Here is an 18742-nt window from a genome sequence, read left to right as displayed (position 1 = left end):
GCCTGCCGCCACACCCGAATGATCAATGTCACTACCTACCACAGGGTTCGGCGCGAGTCGACATGGCAGAGTGTCGGTTCGTGGAGATCGCGGTGCTCACGGCGGTACACGCCGGGTACGCCCGCTACCTACCCGCCGCGTGGCGGTCGCTGTGCGCGCAGACCCACACCGACTGGTCCTGGTACGTCCAGGTCGACGGCCCCCGCACCCCCGAGATCCCCACCGCGCTGATCGGCTGCGGCGCCACCGACGACCCCCGCGTCCACCTGGCCTTCAACGGCACCAGGGAGGGCCCCGGCATCACCCGCAATGTCGCGCTCGGCCGGATTACGGCCCCGCTGATCCAGAACCTCGACGCCGACGACGAACTCGAACCCACCGCCCTCGCCGACCTGTCCGCGGCGCTCACCACCGAACCCACCGCCGGATTCGCTGTCGGCCCCGCCCGCGACCTCCTCGGCTCAGGCGAACTACGCCCCTTCCCCCACGACCCGGCCCCCGGCCGCCTCGACCGCGGCGCCCTGCTCGACGCCTGGGTCACCACCCCGGACACCTACCGCCTCCCCGTCCACCCCGCCGGGGTCCTGTGGCGCCGCGACCTCCTGCTCACCGCGGGCGGCTGGGCCGCACTCCGCGGCATGGAGGACACCGCCCTCCTCATGTCCGCCTCGGCCCTCGCCCCCGGCATCGTCATCTCCACCCCCACCCTCCGGTACCGGAAGCACCACCTCCAGCACTCCACCAGACCCTCGATCTTCGAGGGGGGGGGGGGAGCAAATATCTCTCGTCAGGGCCCGTGCGGCCGCCCTCCTCGCGGGCCCGGGCTGGCTGACGCCCGCGCGCTGAACCCCGTCGCTCAGGACGGCGGGTAGGCGGCGGACAGCCCCCGGTGGACGATGTCGGCGAAGGCGGTGAGGTCGCGGATGAGGGTGGCGATGTCGCCGGTGGCGCCCGCGTCGGTGTGCAGCCAGTCGGCGACGGTGTCGAAGAGGCCGCCGATGGTGGAGACGGCGATGGCGTGCAGGTGGGGGATGTCGCCCGGGGGGACGAAAGCGTGGGTGCGCCAGAGGGTTTCGAGGAACTGGGCGGCCCAGCGGCGGTTGGCGCGGCGCTGCTGTTCGACCTTGGCGGAGATGCCGCTGGCCTCGCCGAAGGTGACGCGGGCGACGCGCGGATCGTCGACGAGGGAGTGCGCGAAGGCGCCGATGACGGCGGCGACCACGGCGTCGCGGTCGCCGGTGACCTCACCCAGGGCGGTGGCGACCATGTCCTGGGCGCGTTCGCTCTGCTGCTGGAGCAGCGCCAGATAGCAGGCTTCCTTGCTCTCGAACAGCTCGTAGAACGCCTTGTTGCCGACGAAGGCCGTCTGGCAGATCTGTTCGATCGCGGTGTTGACATAGCCGTCGGCGGCGATCAGCTCGAAGGCGGCCGCCAGGATCTGTTCGCGCCGGCGCGCGCGGCGCTGCTCGGCGTCCAGCCCCTGGATGCGCCGGGGGCGAACGGGGCTCTTGTCGGTGGACGTCACGCAGCTCAGCCTACCGAGCACCGAAAAAGAACAAGGACTCTTGTTCTTAACAAGAGCTCATGCTGTAATCGGCATCACCTACCGAAGGAGATGCCATGCAGCGCAGCACGGCCACCCCCCGAACGCGCCGGTTCGCGCGCGCCCTGCCCCTGCTCGCGACCGTGGTCGTCGCGGCCGGTCCCGCCGCGGCCGAGGACTTCCCGCTCCCGCCACTGCCCAACGAAGCGCAGGTCTATCCCGCGGTCGTGCCGATCCCCACGCCCCAGCACGACCCCTGGTACGCCGACCCCGAGGACTTCTCCGCCTACGCCAACGGCGACGTGATCCGCAGCCGGGTCGTGCAGACCTACGCGCTGGGCATCCCGGTCCCGGTTCACACCACCCAGCTCCTGCTGCGCAGCACCGACACCCACGACAACCCCCTGGCCACCGCCACCACCGTGCTCATGCCGGGCATCCCGTGGCTGGGACCCGGTGCGCGCCCGCTGATCTCGTATCAGGAAGCGATCGACAGCCTCGGCCAGCAGTGCAACCCGTCCTACACCTTGCGCGCCGGGATCCAGAAGGAAGTAGCGCTGATCGGCCAGTTCCTCGCGGCGGGCGCGGCGGTGGTGGTCACCGATTTCGACGGCAAGGACAACACCATCATGTCGCCCAGCGAGGGCCGGATGGTGCTCGACGGCATCCGCGCGGCCCAGCGCGCCGGGCTCGGGCTGGAGGCGTCACCGGTGGGCCTGTGGGGCTATTCCGGCGGCGGCAACTCCTCGGCGTCGGCGGCCGAACAGCGGCAGCACTACGCGCCCGAACTCACGATCCGGGGCAGCGCGCAGGGCGGCATCCCCGGCGACAAGGTGGCCATCGCCCCGTTCGCCATCTCCGGACAGCAGCCGCAGGCCAACTTCACCGGCTGGCTGGCGATCCTGGGCCTGGCCCGCGAGTACCCCGATTTCGACCGGGCATTGCAGCGGTATCTGACGCCGGAGGGCAAGCGGGTCGCCGAGGATCTGCGCGAGCGCTGCCTCTACACCGCCGTCGCCACCGCCTTCCTGCGCCCGGTCACCGACTACCTCACCGACCCCGAAGCGGCCCTCGAAGCGGCCCGGCCCGGCCTGACGGCGGCGAGTTTCGGACGCCCGGAGAACACGCCGGACATCCCGCTGCTCATGTGGCATTCCACCACCGACCAGCTACTGCCCGCCGAACTCGCGATCGACGACATCGTGGCCGGGTACTGCGCGCGCGGGGTGAACCTGCGGATGTTCCGGGTGCCGATGTCGGAGCACATCAGCGCCGAGATCGTCCCCGAACTCGGCACGGTCGCGTGGTTGCTCGCGGTGACCGCCGGAGCCGATCCGGGGCCGCGGGTATGTTGACCAGCCGCGCCACAGCGGATTTCGCGATGCGGACCGCCCACTGGTTCCGCGCGGCAGGCACCGCCGCGCGGCAACTCACCGTCATGCAGCGCGCCGGACTCGTCGACCTGCGCCATCCCGCGCAGACCATCCGCACCGCACGCACCATGCGCACGCTCGGCCCGATCGCCGGTGGTATCCGGACCTCGGCGCGCCGGGTCCCCCATCGCACCGCGCTGATCGACGGCACTACCCGGCTCAGCTACCGCCAGCTCGACCAGCACACCGACGCCCTCGCCGCGCGCTGGCACGCCGCCGGGCTCCGGGCCCACGACACCATCGGTGTGCTCGCCCCCGACGGTCTGCGTCTGGTCGAAACCATGGCCGCCGCAGCCAAACTCGGGAGCAGGCTGGTGCTGCTGAATACCGGTTTCGGAGCAGAGCAGTTGCGTGATGTCCTGGTCCGCGAACAGGTGAGCGCTCTCGTTCTCGACCCGAGTCTGTCCGCCGTGACCGGTATCCCCGACGAGATCACGGTGCTCGCGAACCTGGGCGACGACAACATTGCCGAGCAGCGGCCCGACGACGCGTCGGCCCTCGCGGCGGCGCGATTCACCTCGCGGTCCACCGATGCACGCGGAGACGGCAAGGCTCGTGCCACATCACATCCCGTCGATACGACCGCACGCGGGAGCGAAAACGTCTGCACCGCACCGCGTCTCCCCGATCCCGTCGGCCAGGGCGGGTTCGTCCTGCTCACCGGTGGCACCACCGGCACGCCCAAGGGCGCACCCCGCCGCATCGAGTCCCCCTTGGCGGGTGCGCAATTCGTCGACCGCGTGCCGCTCCGCCGCGGCCAGACGGTGCTGCTGTGCGCACCCCTGTTCCACGGCACCGCGCTCTCGCAGTTCATCCTCGCCCTCAATCTCGGGTCGACGGTGGTACTGCACGGCAGATTCGACGCGGCGCGCGCCCTCGCCCAGCTCGCCGAACACCGCGCCGACATGGTCGTGCTCGTCCCGACCATGCTGCGCCGCATTCTCGACCTCGGCCCCGAAGCGCTCGCTGCCGCCGACACGACCGCCCTGCGCATCGTCTTCGTGGCGGGCGCGGCGCTGCCCTCGGCACTGGGCAACCGCGCCATCGCGACCTTCGGCCCGGTGCTCTACAACTTCTACGGCTGCACCGAAACCGGCACCGCCACCATCGCGACCCCGGCGGACTGGGTGGCCGCCCCGGGCACGGTCGGCAAGCCGCCGGTCGGCATCACCGTCGCCCTCTACGCCGAGGACGGCACCCGGATCAGCGCGCCCGGCGTGGTCGGCACGGTGTATGTCGGCAACAGCATCGCCTTCGACGGCTACTCCGGCGGCGGATCCAAACAGGTGCGCGGCGGGCTGATGAGCACCGGCGATCTCGGCCACTTCGATGCCGACGGACGGTTGTTCATCGACGGCCGCGACGACGACATGATCGTCTCCGGCGGCGAGAACGTCTTCCCCGGCGAGGTCGAGGACCTGCTCTACCGGCATCCGGCGATCACCGAAGCGGCGGTGATCGGGATCCCCGACGAGGAGTTCGGGCAGCGGCTGGCGGCCTTCGTCGTCGGCACCGGTCTCGACGCCGAGGCGGTGCGGGCGTATGTGAAGGCCCACCTGGCCCGGTTCAAGGCGCCACGCGAGGTGATCTTCGTCGAGGACCTGCCGCGCACCCCGACCGGGAAGATCGACCGACGCGGACTGGCGGCGCTGCGGTGAGACGGCGGCGGCGAGGGGTCGCCGCCGTCAGCCGTTGGGCCAGCCACCGTTACGGGCCGACGGGTCCTCACGCGGCTCGTCGCCGACCAGGTGCTGGATGCCCAGCTTCTCGGCGAACAGGTGCCGCTGGGTGATCCAGCCCGCCGCCGACAGCGCGATCCAGGCCAGCGTCGAGCCGATCTGCTGCCAGCCGTTCTCGGGGTGACGCAGGAACTCCAGCGAATCGCTCATCCGGCCGATGCCGCTGAGCATCATGCTCGCGCCACCGATGGAGGTCAGCCACAGCAGCGCCCTGGCGCGGAACTTCTCGGCCAGGAACGCACCGGCGACGCAGACCGCCAGGATGACGATCAAGCTCAGCGCGACATTGCGGTCCTCGCCCGGTTGCAGCACGGTCGCCAGCTTCGCGCCGACCATCGCACCGGTGAGCCCACCGATGAAATAGGAGGCGAACCGGAAGACCAGCGAGGTCACCACCCACGACGACACCGCGCCGATCAACCCGATCAGCAGCAGCCAGGTGAACGAGGCGTTGAACAGGTCGGCGATCATCCAGCCGAGACCGAAGCCGACGGCGATCACCCCGAGGTGCACCGAGCGGATTCCGTAGAAGCACAGCAACGCGCCGACCAGCGCTACGACAAGGCCGTTCATCGTCCACTCCCGTCAGCCACGCGGACACCGCTATCTCACAGTAAACCGCCGCGCGGGCCCTGCCCAGACGCGAAACGCCGTCACACCGGGAGCGATGTGACGGCGTTCGACGTGGTGCTACGCGCTCAGAACTCCCAGTCCTCGTCCTCGGTGTTGACCGCCTTGCCGATGACGTAGCTGGAACCCGAGCCGGAGAAGAAGTCGTGGTTCTCGTCGGCGTTGGGCGACAGGGCCGACAGGATCGCCGGGTTCACCTCGCACTCGTCCTTGGGGAACAGGCCCTCGTAGCCGAGGTTCATCAGCGCCTTGTTGGCGTTGTAGCGCAGGAACTTCTTGACGTCCTCGGTGAGGCCGACCTCGTCGTAGAGGTCCTGGGTGTAGTCGACCTCGTTGTCATAGAGCTCGAAGAGCAGCTCGAAGGTGTAGTTCTTGAGCTCGTCACGCTCGGCCTGGGAGACCAGCTCGAGGCCCTTCTGGTACTTGTAGCCGATGTAGTAGCCGTGCACGGCCTCGTCGCGGATGATCAGGCGGATCATGTCGGCGGTGTTGGTGAGCTTGGCCCGCGAGGACCAGTGCATCGGCAGGTAGAAGCCGGAGTAGAACAGGAAGCTCTCCAGCAGCGTGGAGGCCACCTTGCGCTTGAGCGGGTCGTCGCCGTTGTAGTACGACAGGACGATCTCGGCCTTGCGCTGCAGGTTGCGATTCTCCTCCGACCAGCGGAACGCCTCGTCGATCTCCTTGGTGGAGCACAGGGTGGAGAAGATCGAGCTGTAGCTCTTGGCGTGCACCGACTCCATGAACGCGATGTTGGTGTACACCGCCTCCTCGTGCGGGGTGAGCGCGTCGGGGATGAGCGAGACCGCGCCGACGGTGCCCTGGATGGTGTCCAGCAGCGTCAGGCCGGTGAAGACCCGCATGGTGAGCTGCTTCTCGTCGGGGGTCAGGGTGTTCCAGGAGGGGATGTCGTTGGACACCGGCACCTTCTCCGGCAGCCAGAAGTTGCCGGTCAGACGATCCCAGACCTCGGCGTCCTTCTCATCGGGCACCCGATTCCAGTTGATGGCATGTACCCGATCGATGAGCTTCATTCCGCCTCCGCACCTTTCCACCAGACCTGTTACCTCCGACGCCGCCGCGCGCGCGAGGCCCTTCACCCTGAACACTACTCGTAGTGGGTGGGAACCTCACGGAACACAACAGCTTGTGTTGCGGCCCGCGCGATCCGCGTTACCGACGAACCCACGCACCACACACGCGGCCCCTATTGTGCGGTACGCGCGCCGCCACACCACCATCGCATCGCCGTGATCCGTCCTGCCCGCGCACGGGACCACTCCGCGCCGTGAACACGGTCACCCGCCGCCACGCTTTTGCATTCTCCGACAGCACCCGGCAAACTGCGGCTCGTGCGCCCGTTCCGCGGGGCGAACGAGCCCGAGGGGGGAACATCATGCTTCGTCGACTGGCCGGTATGGTCGCCGCGGCGGTCGTGCTGACGGGTGTCGTGGGGTGCGACGATCCGGAGCCCGCCGCTGTCGCGCCGATCGCGTGGGACACCGCGCCGAACACCGACGAGGAGCGGCTGGCGATTCTGGCGGCCGCCCGCGCCATCGATCCGTGCGCCCTGATTCCGCGGTCGGTTCTCGAGGAGCACGGCACAGTCCTGTCCGTGGCCGCGCGTTCCACCGATTCCTGTGCTGCGGAACTCAATTCGACGGATTTCGAAAAGAAGACGAGCCTGAGCTGGTCGATCTTCCTCTCCGCCGAGCCGTTGGAACCGCTCCCCGACAGCGTCGAGAGCCGCGTCGGCGATGCCTCGGTCGTCGCCCAGCGAGACACCACACCGGATCCGGATGTCCTGACCCACCCGTGCATGGGGCTGGCGTTGTATCCGGCCACGGTCGGTCTCAACCTGCAGATCTCCACACCGGTGGCGGACAAACCGTGCGCCCTGGTCGACCGGGTCCTGCCCGGCGCGCTCGACCAGCTGCGCGCCCAGCCCACCGCGGGCACCTCCCCGGACAACCCCGTCACCCCGCTGACCGGGGCCGATCCGTGTGCGGTCGCGACGCGACTGGGCGTCAGCACACCGGTAGACAAGCAATTCCTGTTCGGGTGTGTCTTCGAGTACCGGGGCACCACCGTCGACCTGCAGTACTCCTACGAGCAGCAGGGCATCCTGACCCAGGGCGAACCGCTGCTGGAAGTCAACGGACACCGCGGCTACGACCTGCGCAGCGTTACCGAAAACTACTGGTACGGGGCGATTCTCGGTGAACCTCTGGCATCGGACGACCCGCCGTCGTCCCTGGGGCCGCGAGTTCCGGTCGTCAAACTGACCGGTCGCGACCCCGCCGTCCTGCGCGAGGTCCTCACCGCCACCGCCGAACTCTTCCCCGCCGCCTGACCAGGAGAACCACTGTGCGACAGCTCATCACGGTCCCGATGCGCGGGAAGACCCGCCCGGCCCGGCGCAGGTCGGGCGCACGGTTGATCGCGCTCACCGCCGCCGCGGTCCTGGCCGCCGCCTGCCAGAGCTCCGAGGCCGCCGACTCCATGCCGACCGGTGGATTCTGGTCTGCCGCACCGAATTCCGATGAGCAGAAGCTCGAAGTCCTGCGCAAAGTGCGGGCGATCGATGTGTGTGCGCTGCTGCCCAGGGAGTCACTGGGTGAGTTCGGGGCGGTGACCGAGGTCGAGAATGTGAGTCCGCAGCAGTGCCGGGCGAACATGGCCGTCGACGGGCGTCCCGGCGGCATCGACGCCACCTGGACCACCAGCACCGATTTCTCCGGCAAGTACGACATGGGCGACCGGCCGCTGACCGAGCGGGCACTCGGCGACGTCCGGGCGCTGTATGCCGAGGAACCCGCCACCGACCCGACCCTGCGCAGCAGCTGCGACGCGTACGCCCTGTTCGTGTCGGGAGGTTCCCTGATACTGAGCGTGCGCGCGCCGCAGGACGCGTGCGCGACGGCCGAGTCGCTGCTGCGGATCGCGCTGGTGACCTGGCGTGCGGAACCCGCGCAGGGCAGTTCCCCCGACTCCGACCGCACGGTGCTCAGCGGTGCCGATCCGTGCGCGGCCGCGCCGCTGATCGGTACCCGCGTGCCGGTGGACCGCCAGGGGACCGTGCAGTGCGCGATGACGGTCGACGGCAAGGAGACGATCGTCAGCTTCGACTACCGCCAGGAGCACTCGCTGCTCGACGAGGTCCCGGCCTTCACCGTGGGCTCCCGGCAGGTCTACCGCTTCGACTCCACAGTGCAGTCGATCATGTCGCTGACCGCCGCCGTCGGCCCGGCACTCGCCCCGGGAAGCAGCGACGCCCTGCTCGGCCCCCGCGTCCCGGTCGTCACCGTCACCGCCGATCCCGGCGTCGCCGAACAGGTCATGCGCGAGACCCTCGCCACCCTGAACTGACCCGATCCGCGCTGACAACGTTCTGGGAACGACCCGTCCGGATCGTTTGCGCGCGGGTTGCCCGCCCGGGCAGACTCGGTGGTCGGGCGCGAGTCCGGGCCGGAGTCTGTCGAGGACAGGGGTGCCGATGTATCGCAGGATGATGTTGGCCGCTACCGCGTTGCTCGTCTGTGCCGCGTGTGGTGACGATGCGGGCGAGGCGCCCGACTACGGCACGCTGCCGCCGCCCCCGGCCCCCGTCATCCCGGCCCAGCCCCCGGAGTTCTGGTCGCAGGTGCCGCAGGATCCGGCGCAGCGCGACGAGGTGGCCCAGGCTACCCGTCAGGTCGACGTGTGCGCGGTGCTGCCGCGCGACGAACTCGCCGATCTCGGCGAGGTGCGCAGCGTCACCGTTGGCCTGGATTCGTGCCGGGCGATCATCGGCAGCGACAAGCCCGGCGAGGGCACCACCCTCACCTGGCACGCGACCCTGCTGCCCGGCCTGCCGCCCGCCGCCAAGGGCGTGCTCTCCCAGATCGGCGACGTGCAGGTGCGCGTGGTCCCCGACCGGGACGCCGGGGAACCCCGCGCCTGTGGCGCGACGGCCCACTTCCCGGCGGGCGCGAGTTTCTATCTCGGCCTGTCCACCCCGCCCGGCACCAATCCGTGCACCGTGGCCGACCAGCTGATGCCCGGGATGATCGACCGGTGGCGCCAGTCGCCGCCGCAGGGCACCTCCCCCGACACCGTGCCCACCGTGCTGCTCGGCGCCGACCCGTGCACGGTCCGGAGCAAGCTCGCCGAGACCGTGCCCGATCCCGAACAGCGCCTGACCCAGTGCCTGTTCGGCTACCGCGGCGAGAAGATCACCGTGAGCTATGAGTACCGGGTGCCCGAGTACCTGGCCGCCAACAGCACCGAGGAGCACATCGACGGCCGCACCGTGCACCGCTCGGTCTCGGTCTACGACAGCTCCATCCCGATCTTCACCGCCGCCGTCGGCCCGGAACTGCCCCCGGAATCCACCGCGTTCGGCAGGCGGATCCCGGTGGTCGAGGTGGTGGCCCGCACCGACGACGTCGCCCGGGACGTGATGGCCCAGGCCCTGACGCTGTTCCCGCAGCGCTGACTCAGATCCCCAGCACCAGCTTGGCGGTGGTGAAGTAGATGATCAGCCCGGTCGCGTCGACCAGGGTGGTGACCATCGGCGCCGACACCACCGCGGGGTCGATGCGGATCCGCTTGGCCAGCAACGGCATGGTGCCGCCGATGGTCGCGGCCCAGCCGCAGATGATCACCAGCGTGATCGCCACAACCACGGCGATCTTGGGGCCGACGAACAGCGTGCCGATGAGCAGCCCGGCCGCGGCGAGCATCCCGCCCAGCACCAGCCCCACCCGGCACTCCCGCCAGATCACCTTGAACAGGTCCGTCCCGCGCACCTCACCGACCGCGAGCGCGCGCACACACGCCGTCGCCGCCTGCGCGCCCGCGTTGCCGCCCGCGCCGATCAGCAGCGGGATGAACAGTGCCAGGCTGGCCGCCTGCTCGAGCGTCGCCGCGAACACATCGGTGACGCTGACCGTGAGCGTGGCCGCGAACAGCAGCAGCATCAGCCACAGCGCCCGGTAGCGCGCCAGCTGGAACACCCCGGCGGCCATGTAGTGGCCCTCCCACGGCGCCGAACCGGCCTGCTTGGCCACGTCCTCGCTGTCGGCGGCCTCGAGCACCTCCATCGCGTCGTCGATGGTGAGCAGCCCGACCACCCGGTCCTCGCTGTCGACGACGACCAGGTTGATGTCGTTGGTGGAGCTCATCAGGCGGGCGGCCTTCTCCGCGGAGTCGGTCGCGCGCACGAACGCCGGTTCGGTGACGACCAGCTCGCTGACCTTCGCGTCCGGCGCGTGCAGCACCAGCTCGCGCAGTTCGACGATGCCGGTGAGCTTGCGGCCGCTGTCGACCACCGGCAGCGTGTACACGGTCTCGGCATTGGCGCCCTTGGCCCGCACCCAGGTCAGCGCCTGGGCGACGGTCAGGTTGTCGGGCAGCGCGACGACCTCGGGGGTCATGTAGTGCCCGACCGAACCCTCGGGGTAGCCCAGCAGCGCTGCGGTCATCCGGCGCTCGCGCGGGCTCAGCCCGGCCAGCACCTTCTTGGCCACCTTGGCCGGGGCCTCGTGCAGCATGCGGGCGCGGTCGTCGGGGTCCATCGCCTCGACCAGATCGCGAAAGCTCTTCTCCCGCAGGCCCTGCAGGATCTGCTGCTGGTCGACCGGCTCGAGTTCCTCGAACACGGTGATCGCGCGGTCCTTGTCCAGCAGCCGGAACACCACCCCGGCCTGCACGGCGTCCATGCGGGCCAGCGCGTCGGCGATCACGTGCGGTGGGCGGTTGTCGAGCCAGTCCATCGCCCCGGCGACCCGGTGCGTCTCCACGATGTCGCGCACCGACTCGGACAGGATGGCCAGCGCCTCGGTCACCGAGTGATCCTCGGCACCGCGGTGCTGAGCCGGAACCGGTTCGGGCACAACGGAATCGGCGGTTACGTGACGTGCTTCGACGAGATCGGTCTGCGACATGGGACAGTCCTCTGGCGCGCGGGCGCGCACTCCGGCGGCCGCGCCGCGGGAATGCTACGAGTGTGGATCGGGGAACGGTGGCACACACCGCGGGCGTCCACCGCCACGGCCATCACGCACGACCGGCTCGAGCAGGCCGGGAATCAGTACGAGGACGAAGGGGCGACGCCGCGCGGCCTTCGACTGGGGGGCTCGCTGCGCATGGCAACACCACCTCCTCGTCGTCGCTGCCGACCCGCGGCCGGACATCCTTCACTTCGTAGCGTACATGCGATCCGCCGACGTTTCACCTTGGCACTGTCGTACCACTGGCCACAGTGGCCTCGCTCACCCCGAGAGGTCGGCGCCGAGGGCGCGTTCCACCGCCCGCCAGTCCGGCGCGTGGGTCACCCAGTCCGGAGCCGGGGCGCTCTGCGCGCCGAACAGATACAGGTGTGGGACGTGTCCGCGCAGGTGGCGATGGACATCGAGCCGGTCGTCGATCATGTGCGTGATGCCCAGCTCGGTACAGTGCGGCAGCTTCCCGGCGCGGGTGCGGCAGAACCGCAGATGCGCACGGGGGATGCCGGTGCGCGCGGCGAAATCGTGGTGGTCGAGCCATTGCCGGGTGCGCTGCTCGATGCGGGGACCGCATTTCGAGATCACCCAGACCCGGCCCTCGAACCGGGGCACCAGCGCGGCCAGGACATCGAAGGCGTCGGTGCATTCCCCGGCGCCTGGCGCCAAGCGGTTTTCCGCCCATATCCGCCGGTCCGGGATTCGGCGCGGCGCGCGCGCAACCGTTGCCCGTCGCCGCGACAGTGGGGACAGTGGGGGCAGCGGTTCCCGTCACTCACACCGAGGAGAAACCTGTGCGCTTCGGCATCTTCGTCCCCCAGGGCTGGCGACTCGACCTGGTCGGTATCGAACCGGCGGACCAGTGGGCGGTGATGCGTGAGCTGGCCCAGCGCTTCGACAGCGGCACCGACTGGGAGTCGATCTGGGTCTACGACCACTTCCACACCACCCCGGTCCCGACCGACGAGGCGACCCACGAGGCGTGGACGCTGATGTCGGCCTTCGCGGCCACCACCTCGCGCGTGCGGCTGGGCCAGATGTGTACGGCCATGAGCTACCGCAACCCCGCCTACCTCGCCAAGGTCGCCGCCACCGTCGACCTCATCTCCGGCGGCCGGGTCGAGATGGGCATCGGCGGCGGTTGGTACGAACACGAGTGGCGCGCTTACGGTTACGGCTTCCCGTCCGCCGGGGAGCGGCTGGGCCGCCTCGACGAGGGGGTGCAGATCTTCCGCCAGGCCTGGCAGACCGGCCGGGCCACCCTCGACGGCAAGTACTACCAGGTCGACGACGCCATCGTGCACCCGCGGCCGTTGCAGGAGAACGGGATTCCGATCTGGGTGGCCGGTGGTGGCGAGAAGAAGACGCTGCGCATCGCCGCCAAGTACGCGAACTACACCAACTTCAGCGGTGACCCGGCCGAATTCGCCCGCAAGTCCGCGATCCTGGCCGAGCACTGCGCGGAGGTGGGCACCGACTTCGCCGCCATCACCCGCAGTTCCAACTTCAATGCCGTCGTCGGCTCCACCGAGGCCGAGGTCGAGGACCGCCTGGCCGCCATCGTCGACCGCCTCACCCCCTTCCTCGGCGCAGAGGGTGCCGAGGCCAGGGTGCGCGACCAGTTCGCCACCAGCGCCGCCGCGGGCACGCCGGAGCAGATCGTCGAACGCCTGTCGGCGGTGCGCGATCTCGGCCTGTCCTACGCCATCCTGAACTTCCCCGAAGCCGCCTACGACACCTCCGGCATCGAGCTGTTCGAACGCGAAGTGATCCCCGCCCTGCGCTGACACGCCGAAGAACCCGGACACGCCGCGAACCGTGCCGGTCGCTGCTCGAATCTCCTTCCGGGCCTGCCGATCCCAGGCCCGGAAGGGGATTCCGGATGACCGACATGCTGCCCGTCGAACTGCTCGCGGCGGGCTCGACCACGCTCGGCGCCCTGTACGCGGCCGCCGTGCAGCTCCTGGAGGCGCGGCGCTCCCGCACGCACGTCCAGCATCTGAGTCAGGTGATCGCCGACGGCGGCGAGGCCACCGAGGCGCCCGCCCTCGGCACCGACGGGAAGCACGGATGGCTCGAGGCGGCCGCCCGTAAACGCGCCGAACTCGACCTCGCCAATCACGCCGGAGCCCAGCGGCAGCAGCGGCTGACCACCATCGCCAGCCTGCTCTGCGGTGCCATCGCGATCGGCGTGATCATGTACGGGCTGATCAGCGGCGACCCCGGCGACCCGCGGGGCCTGGCCACGGTCGCGGCGGGCCTGCTGCCCGGCGCCGCGGGCGGGCTGCTGTTCTGGCAGTCACGGGAGGCGAGCGCCCGCGCGGACAAGTACGCGGAGAAGATCTCGACCACGGCCGCGCGCGCCGAGGCCCTGCGCATGTCGGCGATGATCCTCGATCAGGGCGCCCGCGACCGCTTCGCCACCGCCGTCCTGATCAGCACCGCGTTCCCCGAGCTCACCGGACAGGAGATCTGGCGGATGGCCGAGAGCATCGACTCCGACGAGCCGGTCGGCGACCCCGAATGACGGCGGTTCGCGGAATAGCCTGGCGGACATGAACAATCCGGCGCGGAAATTTTCGACGATGTGTCCTTGACCACACCGCCGTTCCCCGGCTATGTTCACTCGCCAATGGAACTGGACATGCGTTCAACTGAACGCATGTCCATCTGCGGAGTCGAGGGACGCGGATGATCGAGACAGTGAGACACGGCCGGGCCGTGCGATGGATGACGGCACTGGCGCTGGTCGCCGGACTCGGGATGACCGGGTGTACGCCCGCCGCGGCGGAGCCCGGGGTCGCGCTGACTCCGCTGCGCGCCCAGGGCGCCGAACTGGTGGACGGCCACGGCCGCACGGTCCTGCTGCACGGGGTGAACAATGTCGACAAGACCGCCCCCTACCTGCAACCCGGCGACGGCCTGACACTCACCGACGCCGCCGCGGCCGTGCTGGCCCAGCACGGCTTCACCACCGTGCGCCTCGGCGTCTCCTTCGACGGGCTGATGCCCACCGAGGGCGTGGTCGACACCGCCTACCTCGACCGCGTCGAGACCGTGGTGGACACCCTGGCCGCGCACGGCATCTACACCCTGCTCGACAACCATCAGGATGGGCTGTCGAAGATCTGGGGCGGCAACGGTTTTCCCGAATGGGCACTCGCGGCCAGGCCGGGCGAGGGCGAACCGAATCCCGGCTTCCCGCTCTACTACCTCATGCCGAGCATGAACGCGGGCTGGGACGAGGTGTGGAACAACACCCACGGCGTGCTCGACCACCTCGGTACCGCGCTCGGCGCGCTGGCCGAGCGCATGAACGGCCGGGCGAGCGTGCTGGGTATCGAACTGCTCAACGAACCCTGGCCCGGCACACCGTTTCTCACCTGCTTCCCCAACGGCTGCCCGGACTTCGACGCGAAATATCAACGCGCACTGCAACAGCTGACCGACGCGGTGCGGGCCCGCAATGCCACGGTGCCGGTGTTCTGGGAACCCAATGTCACCTGGAACGAGACCATGCCCAGCCACCTGGGGAAGAACCCGCCGATCACCAGCCCGAATATCGTGTTCTCCCCGCACGATTACTGCATCCCGAGCCAGCTGGCCATCTACCTCGATCTGCCCGAGGAGCTGCGCGCGGTGTGCTCGGTGCAGCAGGACAAGACCTGGGCCAATATCGATTCCTTCACCACCCGGACCGACATCCCCACCATGGTCACCGAATTCGGCGACGGTGATCCGACGGTGCTGCACAACACCGTCTCCCGCGCGGACGAACGTTTCGTCGGCTGGCACTACTGGCATTACAGCGCCGGTGAGGGCGATCCGTTCCGCGGTGAGCTCGGCAGGCAGCTGGTCCGCACCTACCCGCAGGCGACCGCGGGCACGCCGGAGAAGATGGTCTTCGATTCCGCCACCGGCGATTTCGCCTACCGCTACCGTCCTCGCGCCGCCTCGGCCCCCACCGAGATCTATGTCTCCGACCTGGCCTATCCGGACGGGTACGAGGTCCGCGTCACCGGCGGTCATGTCACCTCCCCCACCGGCGCTCGCATCGTCACCGTCGACGCCGACGGCTCCGGCCCGGTCACCGTCCAGATCCATCGCCCGGGCTCGGCGGGCGCCGACCTGTCCTCGGGCAGTGGCACCGGCTCGGCCTCGGGCTTCCCCTGGTCGACCGGCTCGGCGGGCTGATCGGGTAGATCGCGGCGCCGGGGCGATCGTTCGCCCCGGCGCCGTACGCCAAGGTCGGCACCCGGTGCTTGTTAAGCGGTGTCCCGCACGCTGACTCGCATGACCACTGCAGCAGCGACCCGGCCCGCGGCGAGAAACGGCCGATACGAGCGCGACGCCGACGGCAAGCTGGCCTACCTCCCCCACGAACCCGCCGCCCCGGCACCCGCCAAGGACGAATTCCCATTCACCGGGACCACATCCAGCGGCGCGGAGACCGGCGTGATCGCCGCGTTCCTCATCGACATGGCCCTGCACGCCGCCATCGGCGCCACCGCGTGGTACCTGGCGTCCGGCCCCACGGCCGTCCTCTACGGCCTCGCCGCCTGGCTCGGCGCATCCTTCCTGCATCGCACGATCATCCAGCGCCTCACCCGCACCACCATCGGCAAATGCTCCTTCGGCCTACGCCTACGCCGCGCCGACGGCACCTACCCATCAACCGGGCAACTCATCATCCAGTGGCTCCGCGGCGGCTGGACCTGCTTCGACATCTTCGGCAGCATTGGCTGACCCGCCTGGTCACAGTTGCGTCGACACCCCGCATTCCCGCGCGAGCTCCCACGGCGACGGTTGCTACTCTCGTCCGGTTTCGCCAGAACTGTTAGCGTGCCCGGCTTACCTGTGAGGAGCGGTCGTGACAGTACTTCGCAGCATCGTTTCGATGGTCGCCATCCCGGCGGTTTTGCTCGCCGGACTCATCATCGGCCCAGGTCAGGCCGGTGCGGAAGAACTCGCCAAATCATGCGCGGTCCCCTCGGAACGAGTGGTCACCGACCAGCCCGCCGGAAAATACCGGCGCGGCGCGTCGATTAAGTCCACCGAGAAGTACTACTTCTACTACGTGTGCGTCCCCCTGATGGTCGACCAGTCCAAGTCCATCTGGGAACGCCGCGATTGCGGCGACGTCCGCCTCTCGGTCAAACAACTCAGCAACCGCGAGGTCAAGGTGAACGGCCTCATCCGCCGCGAAGCCGAGACCGAGTGCACCAACTGGTAGACCGGCGAGGGCTGGCCCAGCCAGCCCTCCCTCCGGTTCAGCTCTCGTCGGCAGGTGTGTGCCGAGTCGGTTACCGGACATTCACAACATACAGCTGACGCAACCCTCCACGGTCGTGCCCTCGAGGGCCAATTGACGAAGACGGATGTAGTAGAGCGTCTTGATTCCCTTGCGCCAGGCGTAGATTTGAGCCTTGTTCAGGTCGCGGGTGGTAACAGTGTCCTTGAAGAACAGGGTCAGCGACAGGCCCTGGTCCACGTGCTGGGTGGCCGCGGCGTAGGTGTCGATGATCTTCTCGTAGCCGATCTCGTAGGCATCCTCGTAATACTCGAGGTTGTCGTTGGTGAGATACGGGGCCGGGTAGTAGACGCGGCCGATCTTGCCTTCCTTGCGGATCTCGATCTTGGACGCCACCGGGTGGATGGAGCTGGTGGAGTGGTTGATGTAAGAGATCGAACCGGTGGGCGGAACGGCCTGCAGGTTCTGGTTGTAGATGCCGAACTCCATGACCGACGCCTTCAGCTCACGCCAGTCGTCCTGGGTGGGGATGCGAATGCCCGCGTCGGCGAAGAGCTGGGCGACCTTGGCGGTCTTGGGTTCCCACGCCTGTTCGGTGTACTTGTCGAAGTACTCGCCGGAGGCGTACTTGGAGTCGGCGAAGCCGCCGAAGGCGGTGCCGCGCTCCTTGGCGATCAGGTTCGAGGCCCGGATCGCGTGGTAGACCACGGTGTAGAAGTAGATGTTGGTGAAGTCCACGCCCTCTTCGGAGCCGTAGTGGACCCGCTCGCGCGCCAGGTAGCCGTGCAGGTTCATCTGGCCGAGGCCGATGGCGTGGGACTCGTTGTTGCCCTGTTCGATCGAGGGCACCGAGTAGATGTGGGTCTGGTCCGAGACGGCGGTCAGGGCGCGGATCGAGGTCTCGATGGTCTGGCCGAAGTCGGGCGAGTCCATGGCCTTGGCGATGTTGAGCGAGCCCAGGTTGCAGGAGATGTCCTTGCCGACCTTGGAGTAGGACAGGTCGTCGTTGAACTCCGAGGGGGTGGAGACCTGCAGGATCTCCGAGCATAGGTTCGAGTGGGTGATCTTGCCCTTGATCGGGTTGGCCCGGTTCACGGTGTCCTCGTACATGATGTACGGGTAGCCGGACTCGAACTGCAGCTCGGCGATGGTCTGGAAGAACTCGCGCGCCTTGATCTTCGACTTGCGGATGCGCTTGTCGTCGACCATCTCGTAGTACTTCTCGGTGACGTCGACATCGGCGAACGGCTTGCCGTAGATGCGCTCGACGTCGTAGGGCGAGAACAGGTACATGTCCTCGTTCTTCTTCGCCAGCTCGAAGGTGATGTCGGGGATCACCACACCCAGCGACAGCGTCTTGATGCGGATCTTCTCGTCCGCGTTCTCGCGCTTGGTGTCGAGGAAGCGGTAGATGTCGGGGTGATGCGCGTGCAGGTACACCGCACCCGCGCCCTGCCGCGCGCCGAGCTGGTTGGCGTAGGAGAACGAGTCCTCCAGCAGCTTCATGATCGGGATGACACCCGAGCTCTGGTTCTCGATCTTCTTGATCGGCGCGCCGTGCTCACGGATGTTGCTGAGCAGCAGGGCGACACCGCCGCCGCGCTTGGACAGCTGCAGCGCGGAGTTGATGGAGCGACCGATCGACTCCATGTTGTCCTCGATGCGCAGCAGGAAGCAGGACACGGGCTCGCCGCGCTGCTTCTTGCCGGAGTTGAGGAAGGTGGGGGTGGCGGGCTGGAAGCGGCCGTCGATGATCTCGTCGACCAGCTTGCTCGCGAGCACCTCGTCACCGGCGGCCAGGGTCAGCGCGACCATGACGACACGGTCCTCGAAGCGTTCGAGGTAGCGCTTACCGTCGAAGGTCTTGAGGGTGTAGGAGGTGTAGTACTTGAACGCGCCGAGGAAGGTGGGGAACCGGAACTTCTTGGCGTAGGCCTGCTGGAACAGCTGCTTGACGAAGGGGCGACCGTACTGGTCGAGCACCTCGGCCTCGTAGTAGTTCTCCTTGACCAGGTAGTCGAGCTTCTCGTCCAGGTTGTGGAAGAAGACCGTGTTCTGGTTGACGTGCTGTAGGAAGTACTGGTGGGCGGCCTCGCGGTCCTTGTCGAACTGGATCTCTCCGTCGGGGCCGTACAGGTTCAGCATGGCGTTGAGGGCGTGGTAGT

General features: G+C 68.7%; 17 protein-coding genes. 11 read left to right on the top strand and 6 right to left on the bottom strand.

Annotated features, from left to right (window positions below; all coding sequences use genetic code 11):
• Nucleotides 1-62: 62 nt before the first annotated feature.
• Nucleotides 63-872, top strand: a complete 810-nt coding sequence (locus tag WA675_RS01430) for a glycosyltransferase family 2 protein (protein WP_336081207.1) — start codon at nucleotides 63-65, stop codon at nucleotides 870-872.
• Here WA675_RS01430 and WA675_RS01425 read toward each other — a convergent pair.
• A complete protein-coding gene (locus WA675_RS01425) occupies nucleotides 857-1525 on the bottom strand; it encodes a TetR/AcrR family transcriptional regulator (RefSeq protein ID WP_336081205.1) in 669 nt (222 codons plus the stop codon). The genes WA675_RS01430 and WA675_RS01425 overlap by 16 nt on opposite strands.
• A gap of 95 nt (nucleotides 1526-1620) precedes the next feature.
• On the opposite strand from WA675_RS01425, the gene WA675_RS01420 reads away from it, so the two are divergent.
• Entirely contained in the window at nucleotides 1621-2898 is a 1278-nt protein-coding gene (locus WA675_RS01420; protein ID WP_336081204.1) for a lipase family protein, read from the top strand.
• Between the two features lie 26 nt (nucleotides 2899-2924).
• Complete coding sequence (locus WA675_RS01415) at nucleotides 2925-4634, top strand: AMP-binding protein (RefSeq protein ID WP_336081203.1); 1710 nt, start codon at nucleotides 2925-2927, stop codon at nucleotides 4632-4634.
• 27 nt (nucleotides 4635-4661) lie between these two features.
• Here WA675_RS01415 and WA675_RS01410 read toward each other — a convergent pair whose 3' ends face one another.
• Entirely contained in the window at nucleotides 4662-5288 is a 627-nt protein-coding gene (locus tag WA675_RS01410; RefSeq protein WP_336081201.1) for a DUF4203 domain-containing protein, read from the bottom strand.
• Nucleotides 5289-5413: 125 nt separating this feature from the next.
• Nucleotides 5414-6376, bottom strand: coding sequence for a class 1b ribonucleoside-diphosphate reductase subunit beta (gene nrdF, locus WA675_RS01405; protein WP_336081199.1), 963 nt, complete (start codon nucleotides 6374-6376; stop codon nucleotides 5414-5416).
• 362 nt (nucleotides 6377-6738) lie between these two features.
• On the opposite strand from nrdF, the gene WA675_RS01400 reads away from it, so the two are divergent.
• The 3 genes from WA675_RS01400 (at nucleotide 6739) to WA675_RS01390 (ending at nucleotide 9819) form a co-directional block, all read left to right on the top strand.
• A complete protein-coding gene (locus WA675_RS01400; protein ID WP_336081198.1) occupies nucleotides 6739-7695 on the top strand; it encodes a hypothetical protein in 957 nt (318 codons plus the stop codon).
• A gap of 14 nt (nucleotides 7696-7709) precedes the next feature.
• The gene (locus WA675_RS01395; protein ID WP_336081197.1) at nucleotides 7710-8711 is read left to right on the top strand and encodes a hypothetical protein; all 1002 of its coding nucleotides are present in this window, start codon (nucleotides 7710-7712) and stop codon (nucleotides 8709-8711) included.
• Between the two features lie 139 nt (nucleotides 8712-8850).
• Entirely contained in the window at nucleotides 8851-9819 is a 969-nt protein-coding gene (locus WA675_RS01390; protein ID WP_336081195.1) for a peptidase, read from the top strand.
• Between the two features lies 1 nt (nucleotide 9820).
• Here WA675_RS01390 and mgtE read toward each other — a convergent pair whose 3' ends face one another.
• Together mgtE and WA675_RS01380 are read right to left on the bottom strand one after the other, a co-directional pair.
• Entirely contained in the window at nucleotides 9821-11170 is a 1350-nt protein-coding gene (gene mgtE / locus WA675_RS01385) for a magnesium transporter (protein ID WP_336081193.1), read from the bottom strand.
• 426 nt (nucleotides 11171-11596) lie between these two features.
• A complete protein-coding gene (locus tag WA675_RS01380; RefSeq protein ID WP_336081192.1) occupies nucleotides 11597-11995 on the bottom strand; it encodes a hypothetical protein in 399 nt (132 codons plus the stop codon).
• A gap of 125 nt (nucleotides 11996-12120) precedes the next feature.
• Between WA675_RS01380 and WA675_RS01375 the strand changes: the two genes are divergently transcribed.
• The 5 genes from WA675_RS01375 (at nucleotide 12121) to WA675_RS01355 (ending at nucleotide 16559) form a co-directional block, all read left to right on the top strand.
• The gene (locus WA675_RS01375; RefSeq protein WP_336081190.1) at nucleotides 12121-13113 is read left to right on the top strand and encodes an LLM class F420-dependent oxidoreductase; all 993 of its coding nucleotides are present in this window, start codon (nucleotides 12121-12123) and stop codon (nucleotides 13111-13113) included.
• 95 nt (nucleotides 13114-13208) lie between these two features.
• Nucleotides 13209-13853 (top strand): TRADD-N-associated membrane domain-containing protein, encoded by a 645-nt coding sequence (locus WA675_RS01370; RefSeq protein WP_336081188.1) that lies wholly within the window; start codon nucleotides 13209-13211, stop codon nucleotides 13851-13853.
• Between the two features lie 164 nt (nucleotides 13854-14017).
• Nucleotides 14018-15520, top strand: coding sequence for an endoglycoceramidase I (locus WA675_RS01365; RefSeq protein ID WP_336081187.1), 1503 nt, complete (start codon nucleotides 14018-14020; stop codon nucleotides 15518-15520).
• Nucleotides 15521-15619: 99 nt separating this feature from the next.
• Nucleotides 15620-16072 (top strand): RDD family protein, encoded by a 453-nt coding sequence (locus tag WA675_RS01360; RefSeq protein ID WP_336081185.1) that lies wholly within the window; start codon nucleotides 15620-15622, stop codon nucleotides 16070-16072.
• A gap of 151 nt (nucleotides 16073-16223) precedes the next feature.
• Nucleotides 16224-16559, top strand: a complete 336-nt coding sequence (locus WA675_RS01355; protein WP_336081182.1) for a hypothetical protein — start codon at nucleotides 16224-16226, stop codon at nucleotides 16557-16559.
• 81 nt (nucleotides 16560-16640) lie between these two features.
• Here the strand turns inward: WA675_RS01355 and nrdE are convergent, their stop codons facing one another.
• Nucleotides 16641-18722: a class 1b ribonucleoside-diphosphate reductase subunit alpha gene (gene nrdE / locus WA675_RS01350; protein WP_336081834.1), complete on the bottom strand. Its 2082-nt coding sequence runs from the start codon at nucleotides 18720-18722 to the stop codon at nucleotides 16641-16643.
• Nucleotides 18723-18742 lie beyond the last annotated feature (20 nt).

The sequence above is a fragment of the Nocardia sp. SSK8 genome (assembly GCF_037034205.1).
In the GTDB taxonomy this organism is placed as follows: Bacteria; Actinomycetota; Actinomycetes; order Mycobacteriales; family Mycobacteriaceae; genus Nocardia.
This window is presented reverse-complemented; position numbering and strand designations above follow the sequence as displayed.